The sequence below is a fragment of the Anoxybacillus tepidamans PS2 genome, from assembly GCF_000620165.1.
Lineage (GTDB): Bacteria > Bacillota > Bacilli > Bacillales > Anoxybacillaceae > Anoxybacteroides > Anoxybacteroides tepidamans_A.
Genome location: NZ_JHVN01000016.1, coordinates 57,061 through 77,293, shown reverse-complemented (window position 1 = coordinate 77,293; position 20,233 = coordinate 57,061). Strand labels below are relative to the sequence as shown.

The 20,233-nt window shown below is 41.7% G+C and carries 19 protein-coding genes; 7 read left to right on the top strand and 12 right to left on the bottom strand.

The genetic code is table 11. From position 1 onward, the window contains the following. Positions 1 to 199: 199 nt before the first annotated feature. Complete coding sequence (locus N667_RS0112990; RefSeq protein WP_027409975.1) at positions 200 to 1,117, bottom strand: proline dehydrogenase family protein; 918 nt, start codon at positions 1,115 to 1,117, stop codon at positions 200 to 202. A gap of 182 nt (positions 1,118 to 1,299) precedes the next feature. Between N667_RS0112990 and N667_RS0112985 the strand changes: the two genes are divergently transcribed. Continuing rightward, positions 1,300 to 1,575: a hypothetical protein gene (locus tag N667_RS0112985; RefSeq protein ID WP_027409974.1), complete on the top strand. Its 276-nt coding sequence runs from the start codon at positions 1,300 to 1,302 to the stop codon at positions 1,573 to 1,575. 18 nt (positions 1,576 to 1,593) lie between these two features. Further along, complete coding sequence (locus tag N667_RS0112980) at positions 1,594 to 1,926, top strand: spore coat protein (RefSeq protein WP_027409973.1); 333 nt, start codon at positions 1,594 to 1,596, stop codon at positions 1,924 to 1,926. Positions 1,927 to 1,962: 36 nt separating this feature from the next. On the opposite strand, the gene N667_RS19835 is transcribed toward N667_RS0112980, so the two are convergent. The 5 genes from N667_RS19835 to N667_RS0112955 form a co-directional block, all read right to left on the bottom strand. Further along, on the bottom strand, positions 1,963 to 2,127 hold the full coding sequence (locus N667_RS19835) for a hypothetical protein (RefSeq protein WP_156936129.1): 165 nt from the start codon (positions 2,125 to 2,127) through the stop codon (positions 1,963 to 1,965). Between the two features lie 70 nt (positions 2,128 to 2,197). Next, positions 2,198 to 2,428, bottom strand: coding sequence for a hypothetical protein (locus N667_RS19520; protein ID WP_084279200.1), 231 nt, complete (start codon positions 2,426 to 2,428; stop codon positions 2,198 to 2,200). Positions 2,429 to 2,774: 346 nt separating this feature from the next. Beyond that, positions 2,775 to 3,959: an HD-GYP domain-containing protein gene (locus tag N667_RS0112965; RefSeq protein ID WP_232223971.1), complete on the bottom strand. Its 1,185-nt coding sequence runs from the start codon at positions 3,957 to 3,959 to the stop codon at positions 2,775 to 2,777. A gap of 63 nt (positions 3,960 to 4,022) precedes the next feature. Then, positions 4,023 to 5,849, bottom strand: coding sequence for a pyruvate kinase (locus tag N667_RS0112960; protein WP_027409971.1), 1,827 nt, complete (start codon positions 5,847 to 5,849; stop codon positions 4,023 to 4,025). 647 nt (positions 5,850 to 6,496) lie between these two features. Further along, positions 6,497 to 6,742 (bottom strand): YusU family protein, encoded by a 246-nt coding sequence (locus N667_RS0112955; protein WP_027409970.1) that lies wholly within the window; start codon positions 6,740 to 6,742, stop codon positions 6,497 to 6,499. 104 nt (positions 6,743 to 6,846) lie between these two features. On the opposite strand from N667_RS0112955, the gene N667_RS0112950 reads away from it, so the two are divergent. Genes N667_RS0112950 through N667_RS0112940 form a run of 3 tightly spaced genes read left to right on the top strand, consistent with a single transcriptional unit; the run spans position 6,847 to position 10,536 of the window. After that, entirely contained in the window at positions 6,847 to 8,361 is a 1,515-nt protein-coding gene (locus N667_RS0112950; RefSeq protein ID WP_027409969.1) for a spore germination protein, read from the top strand. Further along, the gene (locus N667_RS0112945; RefSeq protein WP_232223973.1) at positions 8,354 to 9,472 is read left to right on the top strand and encodes a GerAB/ArcD/ProY family transporter; all 1,119 of its coding nucleotides are present in this window, start codon (positions 8,354 to 8,356) and stop codon (positions 9,470 to 9,472) included. The genes N667_RS0112950 and N667_RS0112945 overlap by 8 nt, the downstream gene beginning before the upstream one ends. After that, on the top strand, positions 9,469 to 10,536 hold the full coding sequence (locus N667_RS0112940; protein ID WP_027409967.1) for a Ger(x)C family spore germination protein: 1,068 nt from the start codon (positions 9,469 to 9,471) through the stop codon (positions 10,534 to 10,536). Before N667_RS0112945 ends, N667_RS0112940 begins: the two co-directional genes overlap by 4 nt. A 297-nt stretch (positions 10,537 to 10,833) precedes the next feature. Here N667_RS0112940 and N667_RS0112935 read toward each other — a convergent pair whose 3' ends face one another. Then, positions 10,834 to 12,093 carry an MDR family MFS transporter gene (locus N667_RS0112935; RefSeq protein WP_027409966.1) on the bottom strand — a complete coding sequence of 420 codons (1,260 nt, stop codon included), beginning with the start codon at positions 12,091 to 12,093 and terminating at the stop codon, positions 10,834 to 10,836. Between the two features lie 102 nt (positions 12,094 to 12,195). Here N667_RS0112935 and N667_RS0112930 point away from each other — a divergent pair, with 102 nt between their 5' ends. Continuing rightward, positions 12,196 to 13,947 (top strand): SgrR family transcriptional regulator, encoded by a 1,752-nt coding sequence (locus N667_RS0112930; RefSeq protein WP_027409965.1) that lies wholly within the window; start codon positions 12,196 to 12,198, stop codon positions 13,945 to 13,947. A 52-nt stretch (positions 13,948 to 13,999) separates the two neighbouring features. Here the strand turns inward: N667_RS0112930 and bioA are convergent, their stop codons facing one another. Genes bioA through N667_RS0112915 form a run of 3 tightly spaced genes read right to left on the bottom strand, consistent with a single transcriptional unit; the run spans position 14,000 to position 16,648 of the window. Beyond that, positions 14,000 to 15,373, bottom strand: a complete 1,374-nt coding sequence (bioA, locus tag N667_RS0112925) for an adenosylmethionine--8-amino-7-oxononanoate transaminase (protein ID WP_027409964.1) — start codon at positions 15,371 to 15,373, stop codon at positions 14,000 to 14,002. Then, positions 15,363 to 16,085 (bottom strand): dethiobiotin synthase, encoded by a 723-nt coding sequence (bioD, locus tag N667_RS0112920; RefSeq protein ID WP_027409963.1) that lies wholly within the window; start codon positions 16,083 to 16,085, stop codon positions 15,363 to 15,365. The genes bioA and bioD overlap by 11 nt, the downstream gene beginning before the upstream one ends. Continuing rightward, entirely contained in the window at positions 16,085 to 16,648 is a 564-nt protein-coding gene (locus tag N667_RS0112915) for a biotin transporter BioY (protein ID WP_027409962.1), read from the bottom strand. Before N667_RS0112915 ends, bioD begins: the two co-directional genes overlap by 1 nt. A 283-nt stretch (positions 16,649 to 16,931) precedes the next feature. Between N667_RS0112915 and N667_RS18740 the strand changes: the two genes are divergently transcribed. Then, entirely contained in the window at positions 16,932 to 17,870 is a 939-nt protein-coding gene (locus tag N667_RS18740; protein WP_051530052.1) for a MerR family transcriptional regulator, read from the top strand. Positions 17,871 to 18,176: 306 nt separating this feature from the next. On the opposite strand, the gene N667_RS0112905 is transcribed toward N667_RS18740, so the two are convergent. Further along, on the bottom strand, positions 18,177 to 19,553 hold the full coding sequence (locus tag N667_RS0112905; protein WP_027409961.1) for an MFS transporter: 1,377 nt from the start codon (positions 19,551 to 19,553) through the stop codon (positions 18,177 to 18,179). Positions 19,554 to 19,639: 86 nt separating this feature from the next. Then, a complete protein-coding gene (locus tag N667_RS0112900) occupies positions 19,640 to 20,233 on the bottom strand; it encodes a TetR/AcrR family transcriptional regulator (protein WP_027409960.1) in 594 nt (197 codons plus the stop codon).

The window sequence follows — 20,233 nt, the reverse complement described above, 5'->3', positions numbered from 1 at the left end:
CGTATGCCAAATGTTCTTCGCCTGGAGGGATGAGAAACATCCCGAAGGCGAAGGTTATTTGGCCAGAGCGGCTAGACGCCGAAGCTAGATTCCACTAAAAAGCAAAGGCGGCGAGCTCAGCCGCCCACGCCAATTTTTATGCTTTCTTAATCTTTATAAACAAAAAAGGATGCCCTCTCGACAGGACACCCCTTTTCCTTTATTTCCGGAACATGCCTTTGAGAACGAAAGCGACATTGGCTGGACGTTCGGCAAGGCGGCGCATAAAATAGCCGTACCAATCTGTTCCGTATGGTACATAGACACGCATCGTATATCCTTCACGCGCTAGCTGTTCTTGGCGCTCCGGACGGATGCCGTACAACATTTGAAACTCGAATTGGTCGTTTGGAATATTGTATTCTTTCACCAGTTGCTTCGTATATTCGATAATCGCGTCGTCATGCGTTGCAACCGCTGTATAGTTTCCGTTTAACAAATGCATTTTAATAATTTTCTTGAAGTTTTCATCAACGTCTTTTTTATCAGGAAATGCGACTTCCGATGATTCCTTGTATGCTCCCTTTACAAGTCGCAAATTAGGATGATAATCCTTTAAATCCTCAATATCATCCTCGGTGCGGTACAAATAAGCCTGTAATACGGTACCTACATTATCGTATTCTTTTTTCAATTGTTTAAAAATATCAATAGTTTTTTGGCAGCGTGAGTAGTCTTCCATATCGATCGTGACAAATACACCATTTTCCTTTGCCGCCTCTAAAATCCGGCGCATATTGCGCATAACAAGTTCATCGGAAATGTCTAACCCCATTGACGTCATTTTTAGCGACAGCTGAGAGTTTAATCTTTCACGCCCAATTGCGCGAATAGCTTCAATCGAATTATCAGCCATTTCATTTGCTTCGCTCTCGTTATCGACAAATTCTCCTAAATAATCGATCGTCACGGCAAGACCTTTTTTATTTAATTGTTTGATCACTTCAGCCGCCTGCTCAATCGTTTCCCCTGCCACAAAGCGGGAAGCACCGAAGCGTAATCCGTATCGTTTTGCAAGTTTTGTTAATGTTTTATTTTTTGATAAAAACAAAAAAAAGTCACGCATCAACTGCTCCATCATACTACCCCCTTATTTCTGAAAACGCATTCAAATATAGTCTATTATGATTTTAACACATTTTTCTATTGTTAAATATCTTTTTTCGACAAAATTCGCCCTATGTATAATTTGCCATAAAACGGACAATCTACAACCGAATCCAATGTTACAACATGAACAGAACGAAAGGAGACCATAAAATGCAACAACAACCAGCGCAACAGCAATCAATGCAACAACAAGCAACGATGCAGCAACCGCCACAAGTCATTTCCACAAAAGATGCCCTCTATTTGACAGATATGATGTCATGGAACTTGCTTGCTATGAAAAAAGCTCATTTCTTTGCATCACAATGCCAAGATCCAGAGGTGGTCGCGGCCATTGAAAGAGCAGGGCAAATGCACCAGCGTCATTATGAACAAATTTTAAGGCATTTACAAAGCACAAATCAATCGACAACATCACTACAATAACAATGGGAGGGAGAACAGATGAATCAGCAGCCTATTCAAAATCAAGAAACGCAAGTACCAAAAACGCCGCAAATGAATGAGCGCGATTTTTTAAATGATGTATTAGCAACTGAGAAGTATATGACGACTTCCTATAGCGTATTTTTGCATGAAGCAAGCCACCACCAATTGTATCAGGATATGTTGAACATTTTTACCGAAACGCAAAATTGCCAGCGTGAACTATACAACTTAATGTTCAAAAAAGGCTGGTATAAAATTGAGCCGGCTGACCAACAAAAACTGCAACAGGCGTACCAACAGTTTCAAGGTTACACAAACCAATTCCCATACAATCAGCGTATCCAATAAATATGATCCCCCGTACTGCGTGTACGGGGGTGTTTGTTAGTACCAGTAACCGCCGTAAGGATATGGAGGGTACGGAGGAAACGGTCTTGGGTACCCGTAAAGCGGTGAAATTAACGCACTTCCGAGCAAACCGCCCAAGAGACCGCCAACAAACGGGCCACCGAAAAACCAACGTGTCTCATACGGATGCTGTTGCATCATTTCCATCCTCCTCTCGCGGCGAAAAAGGGATTCCGTTGCGCTTTGCCGCCAACAAAATCACACTAGCCAATTAATAGTAGAAAGGGTATCCACCATAGTATGGGTATCCGTAAAATGGAGGGACTAGCGCGCTGCCTAATAATCCGCCTAAAAATCCGCCAAAGAATGGGCCACCGAAAAATCCTCCTCCCCAAGGACGGAATCCCCAGCCCCAAGGACGGAACCCCCAGCCCCAAGGACGGAATCCCCAGCCCCAAGGACGTCCCCAAATTCTTTCATCTTGAACATTGAATTCATGCATGTTGATGCTCCTCCTCATTTTCCATAATGTTTTACACTTCATACATATGTCAGACAAACGCGGAGAGAGTGGGCGAACGTCCATTTCTCAGAAATAAAAATTAAGATGTCACGGAGCGTCGATCATCCATGATTTTACTGTAAAGAAACATCGAGCTTTAACATAAACATTGCGAATGGGTAAATGAATACATCGGCAAAATATTTAAGGTTCAAGGTGGGAGGAAGAGCTAGGAATTAAGCGTGCCAATTTGTTTTTATTGGAATAATCAACGCACCTGTCTTCAGATGTTTGCAAGCATGCAAAAAGGATAGGCTTGTTGGACACCTATCCTTTTTCGTCTGCTTTATAACCTTGTGGAAAAATCATATATCTGTCCATTATGCTTTCTGACAATCGGGTGAACTGGATAATGTACATAATCTTTAAAGCCGATGACTTGCGCTAACTCGTTGTTCGATAGACGCACCCACTCCCCGATTTTATAAATGCGGGACTTTTCAAGAAAAATGCGAAAAATGTGCGGGTCAATTTTCGAACCAGCCTGTCTCCATACTTCCTCAATCGCATCAACTGATAATCTGCTTTCCTCTCTCACGTACCCGCCGACAAGCTCGTCGTACAGTTGGGCGATTGCGATGATGCGCCCAAATAAATGAATCTCGTCTTTTTGTTTATGATTTGGAAATCCCGTTCCCCCATACTCCTCGTGGTGATCAAAGATGCCGTACATAATAGCTTTCCGCCGGCAAAACGGAGACTGAGAAATGATTTCCACCGACAAGCGTAAGTGTTCTTTAATTAATGCTTCATTCCGCTTCCCACTGTTTAAATAATCAACAAATTCTTCTTTGGGTACTTCGGTAAATCCGATATCAGCAAATAATGTAGCAATCGCTAATTCAATCAATTCTTCATCGCTTAATTCAAGGGCGACACCAATCATTAATGAAATACACGTTGTATTTACACTATGCACCGTTAACACATCGTGATATTGAGATATCCGACTAAATAATGTAAAAATACTTTCATCTTTTGAAATGATTTTGTTTAGTTGTTCATTAATTTGCTGCAATCTGTCTAACAACCTTGCAGAATCAAATGTTTGCTCAAAAATGCCCGCCATCGGTATGAACGTATGCGGATGGATTTGCTTGACGAACGCTTCCTCTTTACCGTCTTCTTTATTCCATCTTGCTAACTGTTCATCGTATAATTCCAGCGATAATGGAACATGCATATAACTTTGATGAACGTCGATCATTTTTTGGAACACTTCATACAGTTCAGCTTCATGGTCTTCTCTGGAACTAAGAAACGCTTGCAGCTTCTCCTCCGATTCGACCACTAGCAATGGATAATCAGGAGGAAAATGCCTTTGTAAATGTCCAATTATAGATTCTGTTAATTTTTTGTCTTTTTTCACAAACAATAACCCATCCGGTCGATAAATTGGATGCAAAACAATATCATTCACATGGACTTCCCGTAATTCCTTGATTTTATAAGCAAGGTCGTTTGCCATCATTGGTTTAATCCCCTTTATCCTAGCTTAATTGGCCTTTATTATAACCAATAGGGACAAAGAAAACTAGATCATTCCATATTGTGCCATGTAATGAGCCGCTATTTCTTCCCTCTTTCTCGGGTGAGCTTCTTCCTTTTCTAGTACCTTTGCCAACATTTCCACCGCTTCAACGATATAAGGGCCTTTGTTGAGCATAATACACTGAGCATGTCTTCCTAACGAAACATCGGATATTTCCGCGCGGGCAGGCAGCCCTTTTTTAGCCAAATTCTCTAAAACTTGAGTGGCCCAAATAACAGGAATGTGCGCTGCTTGACATAACGTGACGATTTCTCGTTGCACGATCGACATATGTTCAAAACCAACCTCGATCGCTAAATCCCCGCGGGCAATCATGACGCCAAATGAGGAAAGTTTTAAACCTTCTAACAGAATGCGCGCTAGGTTATGAAGCGCTGCTCTCGTTTCAATTTTTGCGATTACGGTGGTGTGCTGTGCTCCGTGTTGTAATAAAGCTTCATGAAGTTTTGCAATGTCTTTTGGGGAATGAACAAAGGACAGACCGATAATATCAGCATGTTTGCTGATAAATGGAATATACTCCAAATCACGGTCGGTAAGCGAGGAAACATTTAAGTGAATGAAAGAGTCCGGAAGGTTGATTCCTGCCCCTTCCTTCAGCATTCGCGTTTTTTTTCCAGTGGCAACCACTTTCGCTTCGACATATTCGGTTGTTACATTTTCAACAACGGCAAAGATTTTCCCATCATCAATATAAAGACGATGATCGGGCCGAACATTATGAAAGGCTCTCGGAAGAGTTGTCGTCACTTTAATGGCGTCATCTGCATCGGCTGCTTGTAAATGGGCCTCATGAAAATAGATCTTAAGCGACGTTCCTTTTTGAATCGGAACTTTAAATGGAATCGGTGCTACCGATTGGGCAAGTAGTCGATAGCGACAGTGGCGCAAAACGGTTCCAGCTTGAAGGTACGCTGTGTTTGACAGCTCCACCTTCGCACACATAGGATTAATGATTTCAGTAATTTTTAATGTTCTTCGCCGACCGCGCATATCTTTAAACGACAATTCCTCGCCCCTATTTAGAACAAATTCTTCGCCCGCATCTACCTCAATCGCAAATGCTAAATCACGTTGATCAAGAACTGGCAGTTCTCCAGCAAACACTAAGCCAGTGAGCGGTTGAATAACGTTGCCACATTCGTCCTTCGGCACAGAAAGTTTTAACGGACGTTCGCCGCAAACAATCCTGTTAATTCGTATTTTCGGTCCTGGTAAATCCATATAAATACGGCATTTTTTGTCCCATTGCAGTTTGGTGTGCAAGTTGCTCTCAGCTTGACGGACACAATCGATGATTTGCTTCCATACACCTGGATGATGATGAGCACAATTAATTCGTGCAATATCCATTCCGCATAGCAGCAGTTTCTCAACCATTTCTGTCTGATCAGCCATTTGTTCATCTAGCGTGACCATAATGCGCGTTTTTCGTTCATTTCGCGCTTCGCCAAAGGCCGCATTCGCCCGCTCGGCGATTAACTGCTCCGCTTGCTGACGCGTCATTTTTCTGGCTGCCTCTTCTACAGAAAGCAACGGTTGCAAATGTCGCAGCAATAATTCAAGCCTCGAAAGCACATGCGATTCATATCCACAAAGCGATGAGAGCCCTTCATCTTCAAGCGCTCGAATAAAAGACTCTTCCATCGCTTCTTTTGCGTACAAATAGGCAATTAGGTTGTCACGGCTCTCTTGGTGATGTATCATTGGAAATTCTTTTCTCTTTTGCTCCATCTTATGAATGATGGATTGATAAATACCGAACAGCGCCTCACCGAGCGTCTGATCGTTGCTATAAACCCCTTCCACGCATTTTCACCCCTGTTTGCAGCATATCAAAATATGTATATATATATTCGTTTAAGCAGGCAAAGTTTCATTATCGCCCTTCCCAATTTCCCTGTTATTTGCCAATCGTCTTAGATTGAAAACGCTGGTAAAGCCTATTTGTTGCAATATTTGTTCCCAAGTTAATATGTTTACCTGTTTTCGTACACATTTCTTACACAACTGAAATTAAGGACTGCATTTCGCTTTAGTGTACCGTTTACGCCCATCGTATACTTCTTGCATACTACTTCGGTTTATGCGCAATTCTTATGCCTTCCGATTGGGAACTTTTTGAACGAAACTAAATTTTTCAATTTAATGAACTCCTTCTACCTACACTCCGTTGAGAGGTGGGATCATTCTCGGTAGATATGTTAAAACGGCCCTAGTTGGTCATATATCACGCTCCACTCTATTTATACAATATGTGAAAATTTACGAAAGTGATTAGCAACCAAATCCTAGATGACTTACATTATATTGCAATGATTGCCGTCCCAAATCATTAACGAGCCACATGAGACACCACAATCAAGTCCAAGTATAAAAAAGGTGCGAATGTGGTTTTGAACGACACTCGCACCGCATAAATTTCTTTGAAATTCATACTAGCCTCTTTAGTCAGATTACGCTTTGTTCCGCTTCTCTTCATTCAGTTGTTTAATTTCTGCCATCATCTCCTTTACTTGTTCCTTTGCCTCTGGATACAATTCATTCCAGTGCTTTCCTAACGCTGGCATTGATTTTGCAATATGGGAGTAAAGAATCCAAACTTTCACTTTTTCTTTTAATTCCGCATTGCTTTCACCAAGCAGGAGTTCAGTATATTTATCTAGCAGGGCATCAAATTGCTCAATAAACGATCGATTCATTTGTTCCGCCTCCAACGGTTAGAGATTTTTCACTTTCATTATAAATAAAATTTGCCAAATGAAACAAACTATAGAAAATGCTGTACCGTAGCGAGGGAAGAAACATGTTTAGAGGATTTAGACGCGACAAAACGCCAAATCAACGAAAAGAGCAGCGACCCGCTCGTACAACGTGGGAGTTGCTTCGCATATTAGGGCAATCAATGGATTTTGAAACACAAGTATTAAAAAATCCCCATTCACAACAGCATTTTTGGATATCATATATTCTCCCTTTAATCGACTTTGAAATTGTACAAAAAAACATTTTATCTTATTTGCTTTACTCGCCAATTCAGACATTAAAAGATATTGAACAAGCGATTCCTGTTGAAGATGTGATAGTGACGTCCAATGTTACTATAATCGAGGAAAAACTGCATGAAGGATATGTATTAATACAGTTAAACGAATGGGCCAATGAAGGGGTTCTAATCAAAGCACAACGGAACGTAATCCGCAATATCTCCATTCCAGAAGTAGAATTTAGTGTTGTAGGACCGAAGGAAGCGTTCATTGAATCGCTGGAGACGAACCTTCATCTTGTACGAAAGAGAATTCCTTCCAATCGCTTAACGATTAAAATGTTGAAAGTGGGAAGTCTATCAAAAACGAGCATTGCCGTCCTTTACATTGAAGGGATTGCCGACGAAGAAAATGTGAATACGGTGATGCAACGAATCAGTGATATTGAATTCGACGAAGTTATCGATAGCTCTTATATCGAACAAATTATTTCAGACAACCATAATTCTCCGTTTCCACAATTGCTTGATACAGAGCGGCCAGATCGCGTCGCCTCCATTTTAGCGGAAGGAAAAATTGCTGTAATTGTCGATGGGTCTCCCCACGCACTCATTGTTCCGACGACACTAGTAGAGTTTTTTTCATCGTTTGAAGACTACTTTCTCAACTGGTATATCGCCTCGTTCTTTCGTCTTATTCGTTTATTTTCAGTTGCTTTTTCTATATTAATTACACCTATTTACGTGGCGGCATTAAACTATCATTACGAAATGATTCCAAGGGATTTATTAGGAACACTTGTTACGTCGCGACGCGAAATTCCCTTACCGCCTATTTTAGAGGCATTATTTTTAGAGCTGACGATTGAACTGTTGCGCGAGGCAGGTGCAAGGCTTCCGACAAAGGTCGGCCAGACGATCGGTATCGTCGGCGGTATCGTTATTGGAACCGCTTCAGTAGAGGCAGGCTTGACAAGCAATGTTTTGCTGATTCTTGTCGCCTTAGCGGCACTAGCTTCATTTACCACCCCTGTTTATAAAATGGGCAATACTATTCGCTTAATGAGATTCCCTTTTTTGCTGTTTGCCGAACTTTGGGGATTGCTAGGCGTTGTTTTTTGCTTTTGTTTTCTTATGGGCCATTTGCTTCGGCTTACTTCTTTAGGAAGACCGTTTTTAGAACCAATCTATCCCTTAAGGATAGCGGATTTAAAAGATGCCCTTATTCGCTTGCCGTTTTCAAAACAAGCAAGACGCCCGAAGCAGCTGCGGCCTGAGCAGCCGATCCGCTTTTCCGCGAAAAAAGCGAACAAGAAAAAAGATATTGATGAATAATGAGAGAGGAGTGCACCGCCGCATGCAATCGATTCCTGAACGATTAAAAATTTCTCCATTTCTCGTCTTTTTCACCATTTCTTCGATGCAAATCGGGATTGGCATACTAGGATTTCAACGAGTCATTGCCAAATCGGCGGGATATGATGCTTGGATCTCCGTTATATTGGCGGGCATCGGCGCCCATCTCTCTTTAGCGATGATGTACTCCATTTTACAAAAGGCAAACGGCAGTATCGTTGAAGCGAATCAACAGCTGTTTGGGAAGTGGATTGGCAACATATTGAGCATTCTTTTAGTGCTTTATTATACAGGGATGGTAGTGGCAGTTCTTCGCACTTATATTGAGGTGATTCAAGTGTGGATGTTCCCTGACTTGGAAACATGGGTATTTGCCACTTCCTTCATGCTACTTACGATTTATATTGTGTCAGGCGGCTTTCGAGTTGTAGTCGGTGTCTGCTTTTTCAGCATCATCTTGCCATCGTATTTAATTTTGACGTTCTTCTATACGTTCGAATACGCCAATTTTCGCATGTTATTGCCAATTTTTGACCATTCCATATTTAGTATTTTAAAAGCGGCAAAAGATATGACGTTAACGATTCTCGGATTCGAGACGTTGCTTGTTTATTACCCGTTCATCAAAAATGTGGAGCAATCGAAAAAATGGGCGCATTTCTCCGTCTTTTCGACCACTATTATATATGCGGTAATCGCTGTGATTACTTTCGCCTATTTTAGCGAAAAACAACTCCAAAAACATATTTGGGCGACGTTATCTATGTGGAAAATTGTCGAGATGCCGTTTATTGAACGATTTGAATATCTTGGGATCGCCAACTGGACGATCATTATACTCCCAAACGTTTGCCTAGCCGCTTGGTGTTCATCAAGAATCGTCAAACAAGTAGCCAATATTCGACAAAAATACGTGTTAGTAGCGATAGCTGCCATTTGTGTAACATCCGCTTGTTTACTGAAAAACCGGAACAGTATAGAGTTGTTGAATGATGTATTAGGGAGTATCGGCTTTTATTTTTTATACGGATTCATCCCGTTGACTTTTATTTGGAGCCACATTCTTCATAAAGTGAGGAAAAAAGCATGAACAAATGGGCAAGTCTCTTGCTTGTCAGCTTTCTCATCGTCACCGGCGGCTGCGTGCGCAAAAGTATTTTAGACGATATTAATACAATTACAGGCTTGGGATATGATTATGTAGCTCAAAATAAAATTAAAGGAACCGGTTTAGTTCCTGTTTACGGAAAGGGCAAAATATCAAACGCAACATATACAGCCACATCAACAACGAGTAAAGATATGATTGAAGAATTACAGCATGAATCGTCCAATCCATTAGCGAAAGGAAGTTTAGAAGTCGCCTTATACGGGGAACGTTTGGCCAAAAAGGGATTGATCGAGATTATGGATACGCTACGGCGCGATCCACGTATTGGCGAACGGGTGTATTTAGCAGTTGTCAAGGGAACGGCTCACGAGTTATTGGAAGGAAACTACGGCAAACTTGGAAACGGCATTTATTTATCAGACTTAATTCAACAAAATATCGAGCAACGCGACATCCCAAAAACCAATTTGCATAAATTTCTATACGACTATTATTCAGATGGAAAAGATCCGTTTCTACCTTATATGGAACGAAAAGGAAACAAAGTGAAAATTTTAGGTATCGCTTTATTTGACAATGATCGAATGGTTGATTATATCAGGCAAAATGAAATGTTTTATTTTAAAATACTCGTTGATCGCTATACGGAAGGGACACATACAATTCGGATTGGGCGTAACGAATACGCTGCCATTAAAAGTATTGTCACAGATCGAAATTTTTCTATCTCGGGCCCGAAGGAACATCCAAATATTACAGTGCGTATCTCCATTAAAGGTGTTTTGCATGAGTATTCACGCGGGCGATACAGCAAGACGACAAAACAGCGAATTGAACAAGCTTTTCAAAAAGAATTGGTCAAAAAATCGAGCAAAATTATTAGAGAATTGCAATCTTATCATATTGACCCCATTGGGTTTGGCGATGAAACGAAAAGCCGATACCGACATTTTAGCTACAAAAATTTTTACAAAAATTACCCTTCCCTCCATATTGATGTCAAGGCAAACGTCACTATTATCGATTCGGGCGTAGTAGAATAGCGTGATAAAATTTACGAAATGGACCTCTCCCACCCCTACTTCATTAGGCCGTGGGAGAATTTTCATTGAATATGTTAAAAACAAATAGGCTTTTCTGCTGATCTTAGCAGAAAAGCCATAAATCAATGAAATAAGCCAAGCGCTACGTCCTATGTGCTATAAAACATAAAATTAGGAGCTCGAGCAACTTATAACATCCCCCTATTGTGATATTTCATTATTGAAACAGCGGACAACATCAAGAAGGCTGTATTTGTCGTTGATTGCACTTTTCGTTTTTTCCCTTTAGTACTTCGATTAGCTAATTCTTTCCCTTGCCATATGTGTCTGTTTATAAATCGATAAAGACGAACGGAAAAGAACAATGCTCAACATGCCTAGAACGAAAAACAAGAAACTCATTCCATACGACCCGATCAGCGAACCAATGATGACCCCTAGCGAACCGGTAATTCTAGCAATTTGAAAGACAAAACCGTTAATGGCCATGTAAGAACTGCGCGCATCCGCGTTAATAATGCTAGCGAGGGTCGACTGCTTAACCGGCACGTAAGTAAGTTCACCCATTGTATAAATGAAACATGCGACTAGAAGCACAGCGATATGATTGCTAAATCCTAAAAGTGTATAGCCTATTGCATAGATGAAAATCCCTGTATATAAAACTTTTGTCTCCGAAAAGCCTTTGATCCACTTCGCGATCAGCATCGCCAAACAAACTACGAGAATCGTATTTTCTGTTGAAATAAAACTTAACATGCGCAAACCATCAATGTGAACAGGAGGAAAACCAAACAGTGGAACCGTGATCGGCTGAAACTTCCGCTCTAAACGAATTCCGATATAGTTGCTTAATTGAAATTCAATCGACATCACACATAAAGTCGCCAGCGAAAAAAGAATAAATGCTTTGTCGTGCATAATTTTTTTGTAGTTATCAACGATGTCGAGCAATACATTCCGTTTCTCCGCCATTTGCTTTGTTTGAAACACCTCAACCATAAAAAACAGCATGAGAAAAAACGTTAAGATTGCAACAACTGTCAATGCCACGAACAGCTCAAAACGATGTGTTTTAAACAGCATGCCCCCCATAATAGAGCCAATGGCAATGGATAGATTAGTAGCCCAATAGTTAATACTGTACATCATTTTCCGATTCTCCGGCGTGCTGACATCAATCAGCATCGCTTCTGCTGCCGGATTCGTCAGTCCGTTTCCAACGCTATTTAGTGTCATCATACAAAATGTTACCCACGCGGAATCAAACCATTTAGAATTCGCCAACGCCATCACCGCAAATGAAATCACAAGCATACCTTGTCCGAACAACAATACCTTTTTACGCCCAATGCGGTCAGCGATATATCCCCCGTAAAGTCCCGTGATCAGTGAGACTATTGCGTTAATAAATAGCAGAATTCCTGCGAGTGTTTCACCAAGTTTTTGTGCGAAGTAAATCGCCATAAATGGAAAAACCATGCTTCCTACGATTCTTGTTAAAAATGAAGTAATGATCCGGATTTGAATGTTTCGGTGCATTAAAAAAAATCCCATTTCCTATCCTCCTTTTTTTCAATTATTTTATATGGAAAATAAGGGATAAAAAGGGTAAAATTTTAATTAAAAGTTCCTCTTTTCTATTAAGGAAGTGAGTATATGAAATTAATAGAGCATTATATACGCCTTAGGCTAGCAAAAGCAGAGCAAGAGCAAAACAACAAACTTATGACAAGCATTAAACAAGTTGCCGAATCTTTATGTTGCACGGAGAAAAATGCGAAGCTTGTTTTGAAAAAACTAGAAGAGAAAAACTTCTTAACATGGGAAAGAGGCCAAGGGCGAGGACGTTGTTCTATTCTTACTTTTCACAAAGATTTATATGATGCGATCATCTCTCATTTTAATGATTTACTTGACCATGAAAAAATACCCGAAGCAATGAATCTTTTAAAGGGAACACTTCCTTCACATATAAAAGAAGAGCTGACCAATCGGCTGTATGCCCGCTTCGGTTATTCCGCAAATGAACAAAATAAAGAAATATTAAAAATCCCTCTATCTAGGTCTTTATCAACTTTAGACCCGGCTTTTATCTATGTAACGACAGAAAGCCACATCATCCGGCAGATTTTTGATACGCTCGTCATTTATAAAGGCGAAACAAAACGTATTGAACCACATCTGGCTCACTATTGGGAAACGGACCGCTACAAACAGACATGGACACTTTATTTGCGTAAAGGAGTGCGTTTTCATCACGGACGGATCCTGACAGCTAAAGATGTCATTTACACAGTAAACCGGCTAAACGAAATGGCTAGTCCATGGTTTTTACAAACAGTGAAAGAAATCGACTCTCCCTCTCCCTTAATAGTGACGTTTCGATTACACCGACCTGATTCGCTATTTTTGCATTATTTAAGTTTAGCAAACATGGTGATTATGCCTTACGATGTACCCTTTAACGAAACAAAATTGATTGGCAGCGGGCCTTTTATGATGCAAAACTACACAAACGAAGTCTTAACGTTAGATGCATTTCCCGACTATTTCAAAGAGCGCGCCCATCTAGATCGGATTCAGTTTTGGTTTTTGCCAAAAGAAGCGGCAATACAGAGAAATTACGAGCTTCCAGCCGATTTATATACGTGGAAAAACGATCAAGAAATCGCGCAGGAAGAGGTTGGTTGCCGTTATCTTTTATTTAACTTTCAAAAACCAGGTCCGCAACATGATGTCCATTTTCGAAAAGCGATGCACCAACTGATGGATGGATCGGCTGCCATCGCCGAACTGGGCGGAATGCGCTTCAAAGAGGCGGCCAGCTTTTTTCCGCAAAAAAGCAAATTATTGTACGTTCCCAAATCCCTTGCCGCCGCGAAAGAACTTTTACAAAAAAGCACGTACAACAGCGAAGACTTAAAACTTTATTGCCTTGATTTTCAAGAAAGCAAAGAAGATGCCAAATGGTTCCAAAAACGGTGTGAAACTATTGGCATTCGCTTGTCGGTTCATCCTTTTTCTATGAAACAATATTACTCCAAAGAAGCAACAAACGATGCGGACATGGTTCTAATGAGCGAAGTGTTTGATATCGATTACCATGTATCGTTTTTAAGCATGTTCAGAAACAACCACAGTTTTCTTTACCGCTTCCTAACAAAACAACAAAAGAAAAAAATCGAAACGAAACTGAATCTATTTGCAGCGATGAACGAGAAAGAACGCGAGTTAATGATCGACGAAATTGAGGACCTACTCAGAAAAGAGCAGTGGCTGATTTTCCATTACCACGTATTAAAAAAGCGAAGTTATCCGAATTTATTAAGGGGAATGAAGATGAACGCCTTTGGCTGGGCCGATTTTCGGCAAATCTGGATCAATCCAAATACGGCATCAACGCCATAATGTTGAACGCCCCCTCTAAAGCTTATATAGAACTGCCTTAGAGGGGACGTTCTCACAATTGTTTTGTATGCACCATTTCGGCAATTGAATCAAAAATAATGTCAACAGCCTCTTCCAGCTGCTCTTCTGGCATCGCTAAAACAGGAATAAACGTCAATACAGGACCGAGCGGCCGAATAATCAAACCGCGCCGCCGCGCCTCTAAAATAATTTGATGTTCAAACTGCTTGGAGCGATCAAAAATTTCTTTTGTTTTCTGATCTTGGACGATTTCAATGCCGACCATCAATCCTTTTTGCCGCACATCGCCGACAATTGGAAGTTCATAAAGCTTTTGCAGCATCCCTTCAAGCAATCGCGCTTTTCGCTGCACCTCAGGAATAAGATTTCTTTTCTCAATCAGCTCGATATTTTTCAAAGCTACGGAACATGACAACTGGTTTCCTGTATATGTATGTCCGTGAAAGAAGGTTTTGTTCTCTTGTGCCTCCCCTAAAAAAGCCGAATAAATTTGTTCCGTCGTCAATGTGGCTGCTAGCGGCAAGTAGCCCCCGGTAATCCCTTTTCCTAAGCAGACTAGATCGGGCTGCACTCCTTCTTGCTCGCAGGCAAACATCGTTCCTGTTCTGCCGAATCCGACCGCCACTTCATCGCAAATGAGCAGGACATCGTATTGACGGCAAAGTTTTTCAACTCCTTTTAAAAATCCAGCTGGATGCGTGATGATCCCTGCCGCGCCTTGAACAAGCGGCTCGACAATCACGCCGGCTACTTCTTCATGCCGCTCTTCTAGCGTTTGTTCCAACTCGGCTAAACAGTAGCGGACAATCTCTTCTTCATCTCCATACTCGCTCATTCGATACACATATGGCGCAGGCACTTCAATTCTTTCAAATAGAAGCGGCTCGAAAATGCGGTGGAACAAGTCCATGCCTCCGACGCTGACAGCCCCGATCGTATCTCCGTGATAGGCCTCTTTCAATGAGATAAATTTATTTTTCCCTCGATAGCGAACAGGATCAATGTTTTTCCAATATTGATAGGCCATCTTTAAAGCGATTTCGACGGCAGCCGCCCCAGTGTCGGAGTAAAACACCTTTGATATATGGCCGCCCCACATTTCAACAAGCTTCTTCGCTAATAGAATAGAAGGAACGTTCGCAGAGCCTAAAAGCGTCGAATGAGAGATTTTTTCAATTTGCTCATGCAGCGCTTCATTTAATTCCGGGTCGCTATGCCCGTGCACGTTCACCCATAAAGACGCGTAACCATCTAAATATCTCTTTCCCTCTACATCGAAAAGATAACTTCCTTTTCCCTTTTCAATAATGAGCGGGTCTTCTTCCACATATGATTGCATTTGTGTAAATGGGTGCCAAACATATTGTTTATCAAACTGCGCTAACTGCTCATAGCTATACTTCAATGGACAAACCTCCTAACAACATCTTTTGCAGCGCTTCATCGCGCAATAAGTCGGCTGCCAGCTTCTCGATGTTTTCTTTACTAGGCTGTCGTAACGTCGGCAGCTTGGCGATGACAGGCAGATCCAGCATTTTTTGAATGGTGCGTACATTATCGACATGAATGATATTTTCCGAATCGAAATGGTTAAAAACGAAACCGACAATGTCAATATGGTGCTTTTCAGCATAAGTGACAGTCGTAAGTGTATGATGAATCGCCCCTAATCCGGCTAACGAAACGATGACAACCGGCAACTCACACTCTCGGATTAAATCTTTTGTCATATAAAATTCAGCGCCTTTTTCGATGAGCGGCACCGCCAGTCCGCCCGCTCCTTCGACAAGAACAACATCATGCTGGGCTTTCAACTCATTGATTTTACGTTTGATTTTTTCTGGTTCAATAATCGTGTGGGTCATCGCAGAAGCCAAGTGAGGGGAAACAGCCGGTTCCATATAATACATTCCAGTTGACTCCCGCTCTTCCCCCATTACCGCTTCGTACCAGTACTGGTCGGCAAAAAGCGCACTTTGCTCAGCGAGACCTGTCTGGATCGGTTTAAAAACGGTTGCTTTCATTCCAAGCTTCCGAAGTGCGGTACATAAGAACGACGTCGCCATCGTTTTACCGATCTCAGTTCCTGTGCCCGTAATAAATATCGCTCTTCCCATTAGGAAACGACCTCCTTTTGATCCATGGCAAAATTTATTCGCGCAAGCACTCGTGCCGCAATGATTGAACAAATCACACATAAAAACAGATCCCCAGGTATAGGGAGGAGAAAACCGTATAATAACGTCTGCCAAACCGTCAAAGGCTTCTCAATAATCCATCTCATAGCGGCATATAGCCAAACGCAGCCCGCCAAATATACAACAAGAAGGCTTGCCAAATTTGCAAGAAAAATAAATAGGACCTTAACAAACTTGAATTTTTTAATAAACCAGCCATTCACATAGGCTGCTAAAACAAAGCCTATTAAATAGCCAAATGTAGGCTTTAAAATATAACCCGGTCCGCCTCCTTCCGCAAACACAGGAACCCCAGCCAAGCCAATCAACACATACACAAGCTGGCTTAGCATTCCAAGCCTTGGTCCTAATAAACAGCCCGCCAAATACACAGAAACAATTTGCAGCGTAAACGGAACATAAGGAACTGGAATTTTGATAAATCCCCCTATCGCTGTTAACGCAGCAAAAAAAGCCGCCAAAACTAAAGAACGAACCCCCATTTCCTACCTCCCTATCCAATATTTAATTTTCATTTTGTAGGAAAGAGAGGTATTTTGTCAACATTATATTTTAACAGGTTAACATTTATATATGATTTTTAATTACCTGCACTCCTTTTTCCAGCAGAACAAACTTAACGTCGCTCCGTAGTTTTGTGTCAAATGTATGTCCAAACTTTATTGTCCAAAACAGGGACATGTTATATATTTTTATTGGGGAAAAACATGTATACGCCTCTTTCCATGATGTTTTATACATTTTCTAGATTAAAGGATGATTTTTATGAACGAGCGGACAAATGAAATGACATATAACATTCAGCAAGTAGCGCATATTACAGGTCTTTCAAAACAGCTCATCCGCAAATGGGAAGAACGATACGGCATCGTTCACCCGAAAAGGTTGGACAATGGCTATCGCATTTACACCCAGGAAGAAGTCAATGCTCTTCTATATGTAAAATCTTTAGTCGAACAAGGACAGTCAGTCAAACAAGCAGCAATGCAACTTCAAAAAACAGGAGGACTGAAACCAACCGTTCTCTCCGGACGAACCGAATACATGCATCCGGAGATAAACGAGCATGTCCGTTCCTTGCTTAATGAAGGTGCACTCTGTAATGAAGCGAAGATGAGCCGGATTTTGCAGCAAGCGTACCACATCTATGGGTTGCAGCCATTTCTCCGTTCCGTTGTCATACCGTTTTTGCGGGAGGTCGGGCAGCGCTGGAACGATGGCCGCTGGGGAGAATATCAAGAAGCGTTAGCGAGCTTAGTTGTGCGCGATTTTCTCGTTCAACTGCGCCGAAATTTTTATGTTGATGAAAACGCGCCGCTTCTGCTCGGCACTTGCTTGCCGCATGAAAAACGCGAAAACCCGCTGCATATTATTTTGCTTGAATGCATGCTGCACGGTTGGAAAACAGTCATGCTTGGACCGTCTCCTTCTTTGGTCGCCATTCAGTCAGCAGTCGAACGGCTCCATCCAAAAAAAGTCGTCCTTTCCGCCGTTACGACAGTTCCGTTTGAACAAAACGAACAATTGCTTCAAGAGCTTGATGAATTTGCCGAATGCCATCCGCAAATCGAGTTTTATATCGGAGGACCTGGGGCGATGCAGCACACTCAAGGGCAGCCTCTCCAATTCATTCAAGTCGCAAATGATATTTCGGATATTTTGAAAAATAGTGAAGAGAATACAGGTGTTTTTTATAAGACATGACCGGCTATCGTGGAGGAGTTCAATGTTACTGAAGGAGTTGCCTCTGACTTTTATTTAGCCAAAATGAGAAGTATGCATCATACAAAGCCATATTGGTACTTGACGATTGTTGGCACCGTTGTTCAAGCACATCAACTTATAGATAAAAATAAAGCTTTATGCTTGGCCATTCCTTTATTATGATCGTTCGCCATCACACAACTTCACTGTATAATAAAAGGTTATCCTTTACATGATAGGATAACCTTAAAAATGTTCTTAACTCTGCTCTTTTGCTGATAGCTCAAAAGCGAGACATAATATGGCCTACTCTATACCATCACTTTTTAGAGGCAGCAATTCCTTATCAATTGCTAAATAAAACATCAGGATAAGGACATGAATCACCGCAAGAACCAAGAAGAGGTTGCTGTACACCGCTCCGTTTTTATATATATTGATAGGATTCCACACCGCCTCGGCCCCAAGGTCGACGATTTTTCCATAAACTCCTGATGCCATTCCGCCGGCGATAAAATTTAACATGGACAACAGCCCCATGCCTACACCTGAATGCTCCTTTGGCAAGGTCGTAGACACGGCGTTGGATATAGCAATCGTAATAAATGTTTGCCCCACTTGACCGATCACCAGAAAGAAAGCGATCCATAAAGGAGAGACGCCTATAAACGTAGAGAGTAAGGCAAAACAAATGATTATCAAACTTGAAGCAATGAAATACAAATACGTATTGCCTTTTCTATCAGCCAATCTCCCTCCTTTTTGTCCTAACAAGGCGGCTGTCAGCGCCGCTGGAACCATAGCCATACTGATCCAACCAGGTGGCAGATGATGAACTTGGGCTAGAAACAGCGGGCTCAGAAAATAGATGGAAAAGCCGATTCCACTCACCATAAAAGCGATTATTAATCTTCTTATATATTGTTTATTCTTAAAGAGCCCGGGTTGAACAAAAGGTTGATCGGCAGTCAAAATACGCACGCTGAACAGCCCTAATCCAATCATCCCCCCTAACAACAACCACCATGATCCATTCGTGACACTTAACAGCAACAAAGTGACTGCTGCCGCAAGCAAAAATCCCCCGATCCAATCTATTTTTACTGATGATCCTTCTTCATCGCCAAGGTATTTGCGATAAAACGGCAAAGTCAATAAAAGGAGCAGCGGAATACAAAATAACCATCGCCAATGGACGATACTGACCATTAAAGCGGAGACAACCGGACCAAGCGCGCTTCCTAAAGCTAAGCCGACAAAGGCGGTTCCCATCGCGTACCCCCTTTGTTCAGGAGGAAAATAGCGTAAAGGAATCAGCATGGCCGACGCTGGGATCGCGGCAGCCCCTGACGCCTGTAAACACCTAGCGGCCAGAACCATCGAAAATGATTGAGCCGCCACGCCAAGAAGTGAACCTGCCGCCAATACAAGCAAGCCAACGGTCAAGATGTTTTTCAATTTGTATCGATCCGCCAGCTTTCCATATATCACGGTTCCGATTCCGTAAATCAGAGAATAAGCGGAAGTAACCCAGCTGACTTGAGCTGTCGTTAAATGAAAAGACTCGCTGATCTCGGGCAGAACAAAATTAAACATCAGAATACTCATAGACGACAAGGTTAGCGTAAACATTACAACACGCATCAGCCTCATGCCTTCTTGCCGGGAAAACGAAGCATTCATATTTGTGAGACCACCTTTTCATTTGTTATATTTCGTTCCCATTCCATGAATGTCAGTACTTACTGTCATGGGTAAGGGTAAAAAAACTAGGGGGATAAAGCCCTAGTCCATAACTCTACGCTATGTTGAATCATTTGATCTAATGAGACGTTCAGCACTGTCGTATCCGTCGCATCTATATAATTCATAAACGCGCCGAAATGCATAAGCATAAAAGAAACAGCTGTCTGTTCGTAGTCGGTATGAATCACCTTGCCCTGCTTTTCCATCTCCGTAAAGTAATCGGTCAATAGTTTCTTTAATTGCTGCGGATGCTGGTGAATTCTTTCCCGAAAGCCCGGCAAATTATGGCCTTCCATAATGGAAATCTTAACCATTTTTCGGTTTCGAAACATAATCTCGTGATAGGTGCGGCTAATAAGAAGCAAATCTTCGTATAAGTCCCAACTCAGGTTGTTTTGAAACAAATCATGCATTTCAGCTGCGTAATGATAATAGTCAAATGCGGATTCTAACAAGTTTTGCTTGCTTCCAAAATGACGAAACAAAGTCTTTTCACTCAAACCAGCAGCCGCCGCAATCTCTTGTGTAGTCACCCCATAGTACCCTCTTTCAGCGATCAAATCGATTGCCGCCTGCATTAATTTTTCCTTGTTATTCACCACATCGCGATTCTCCAT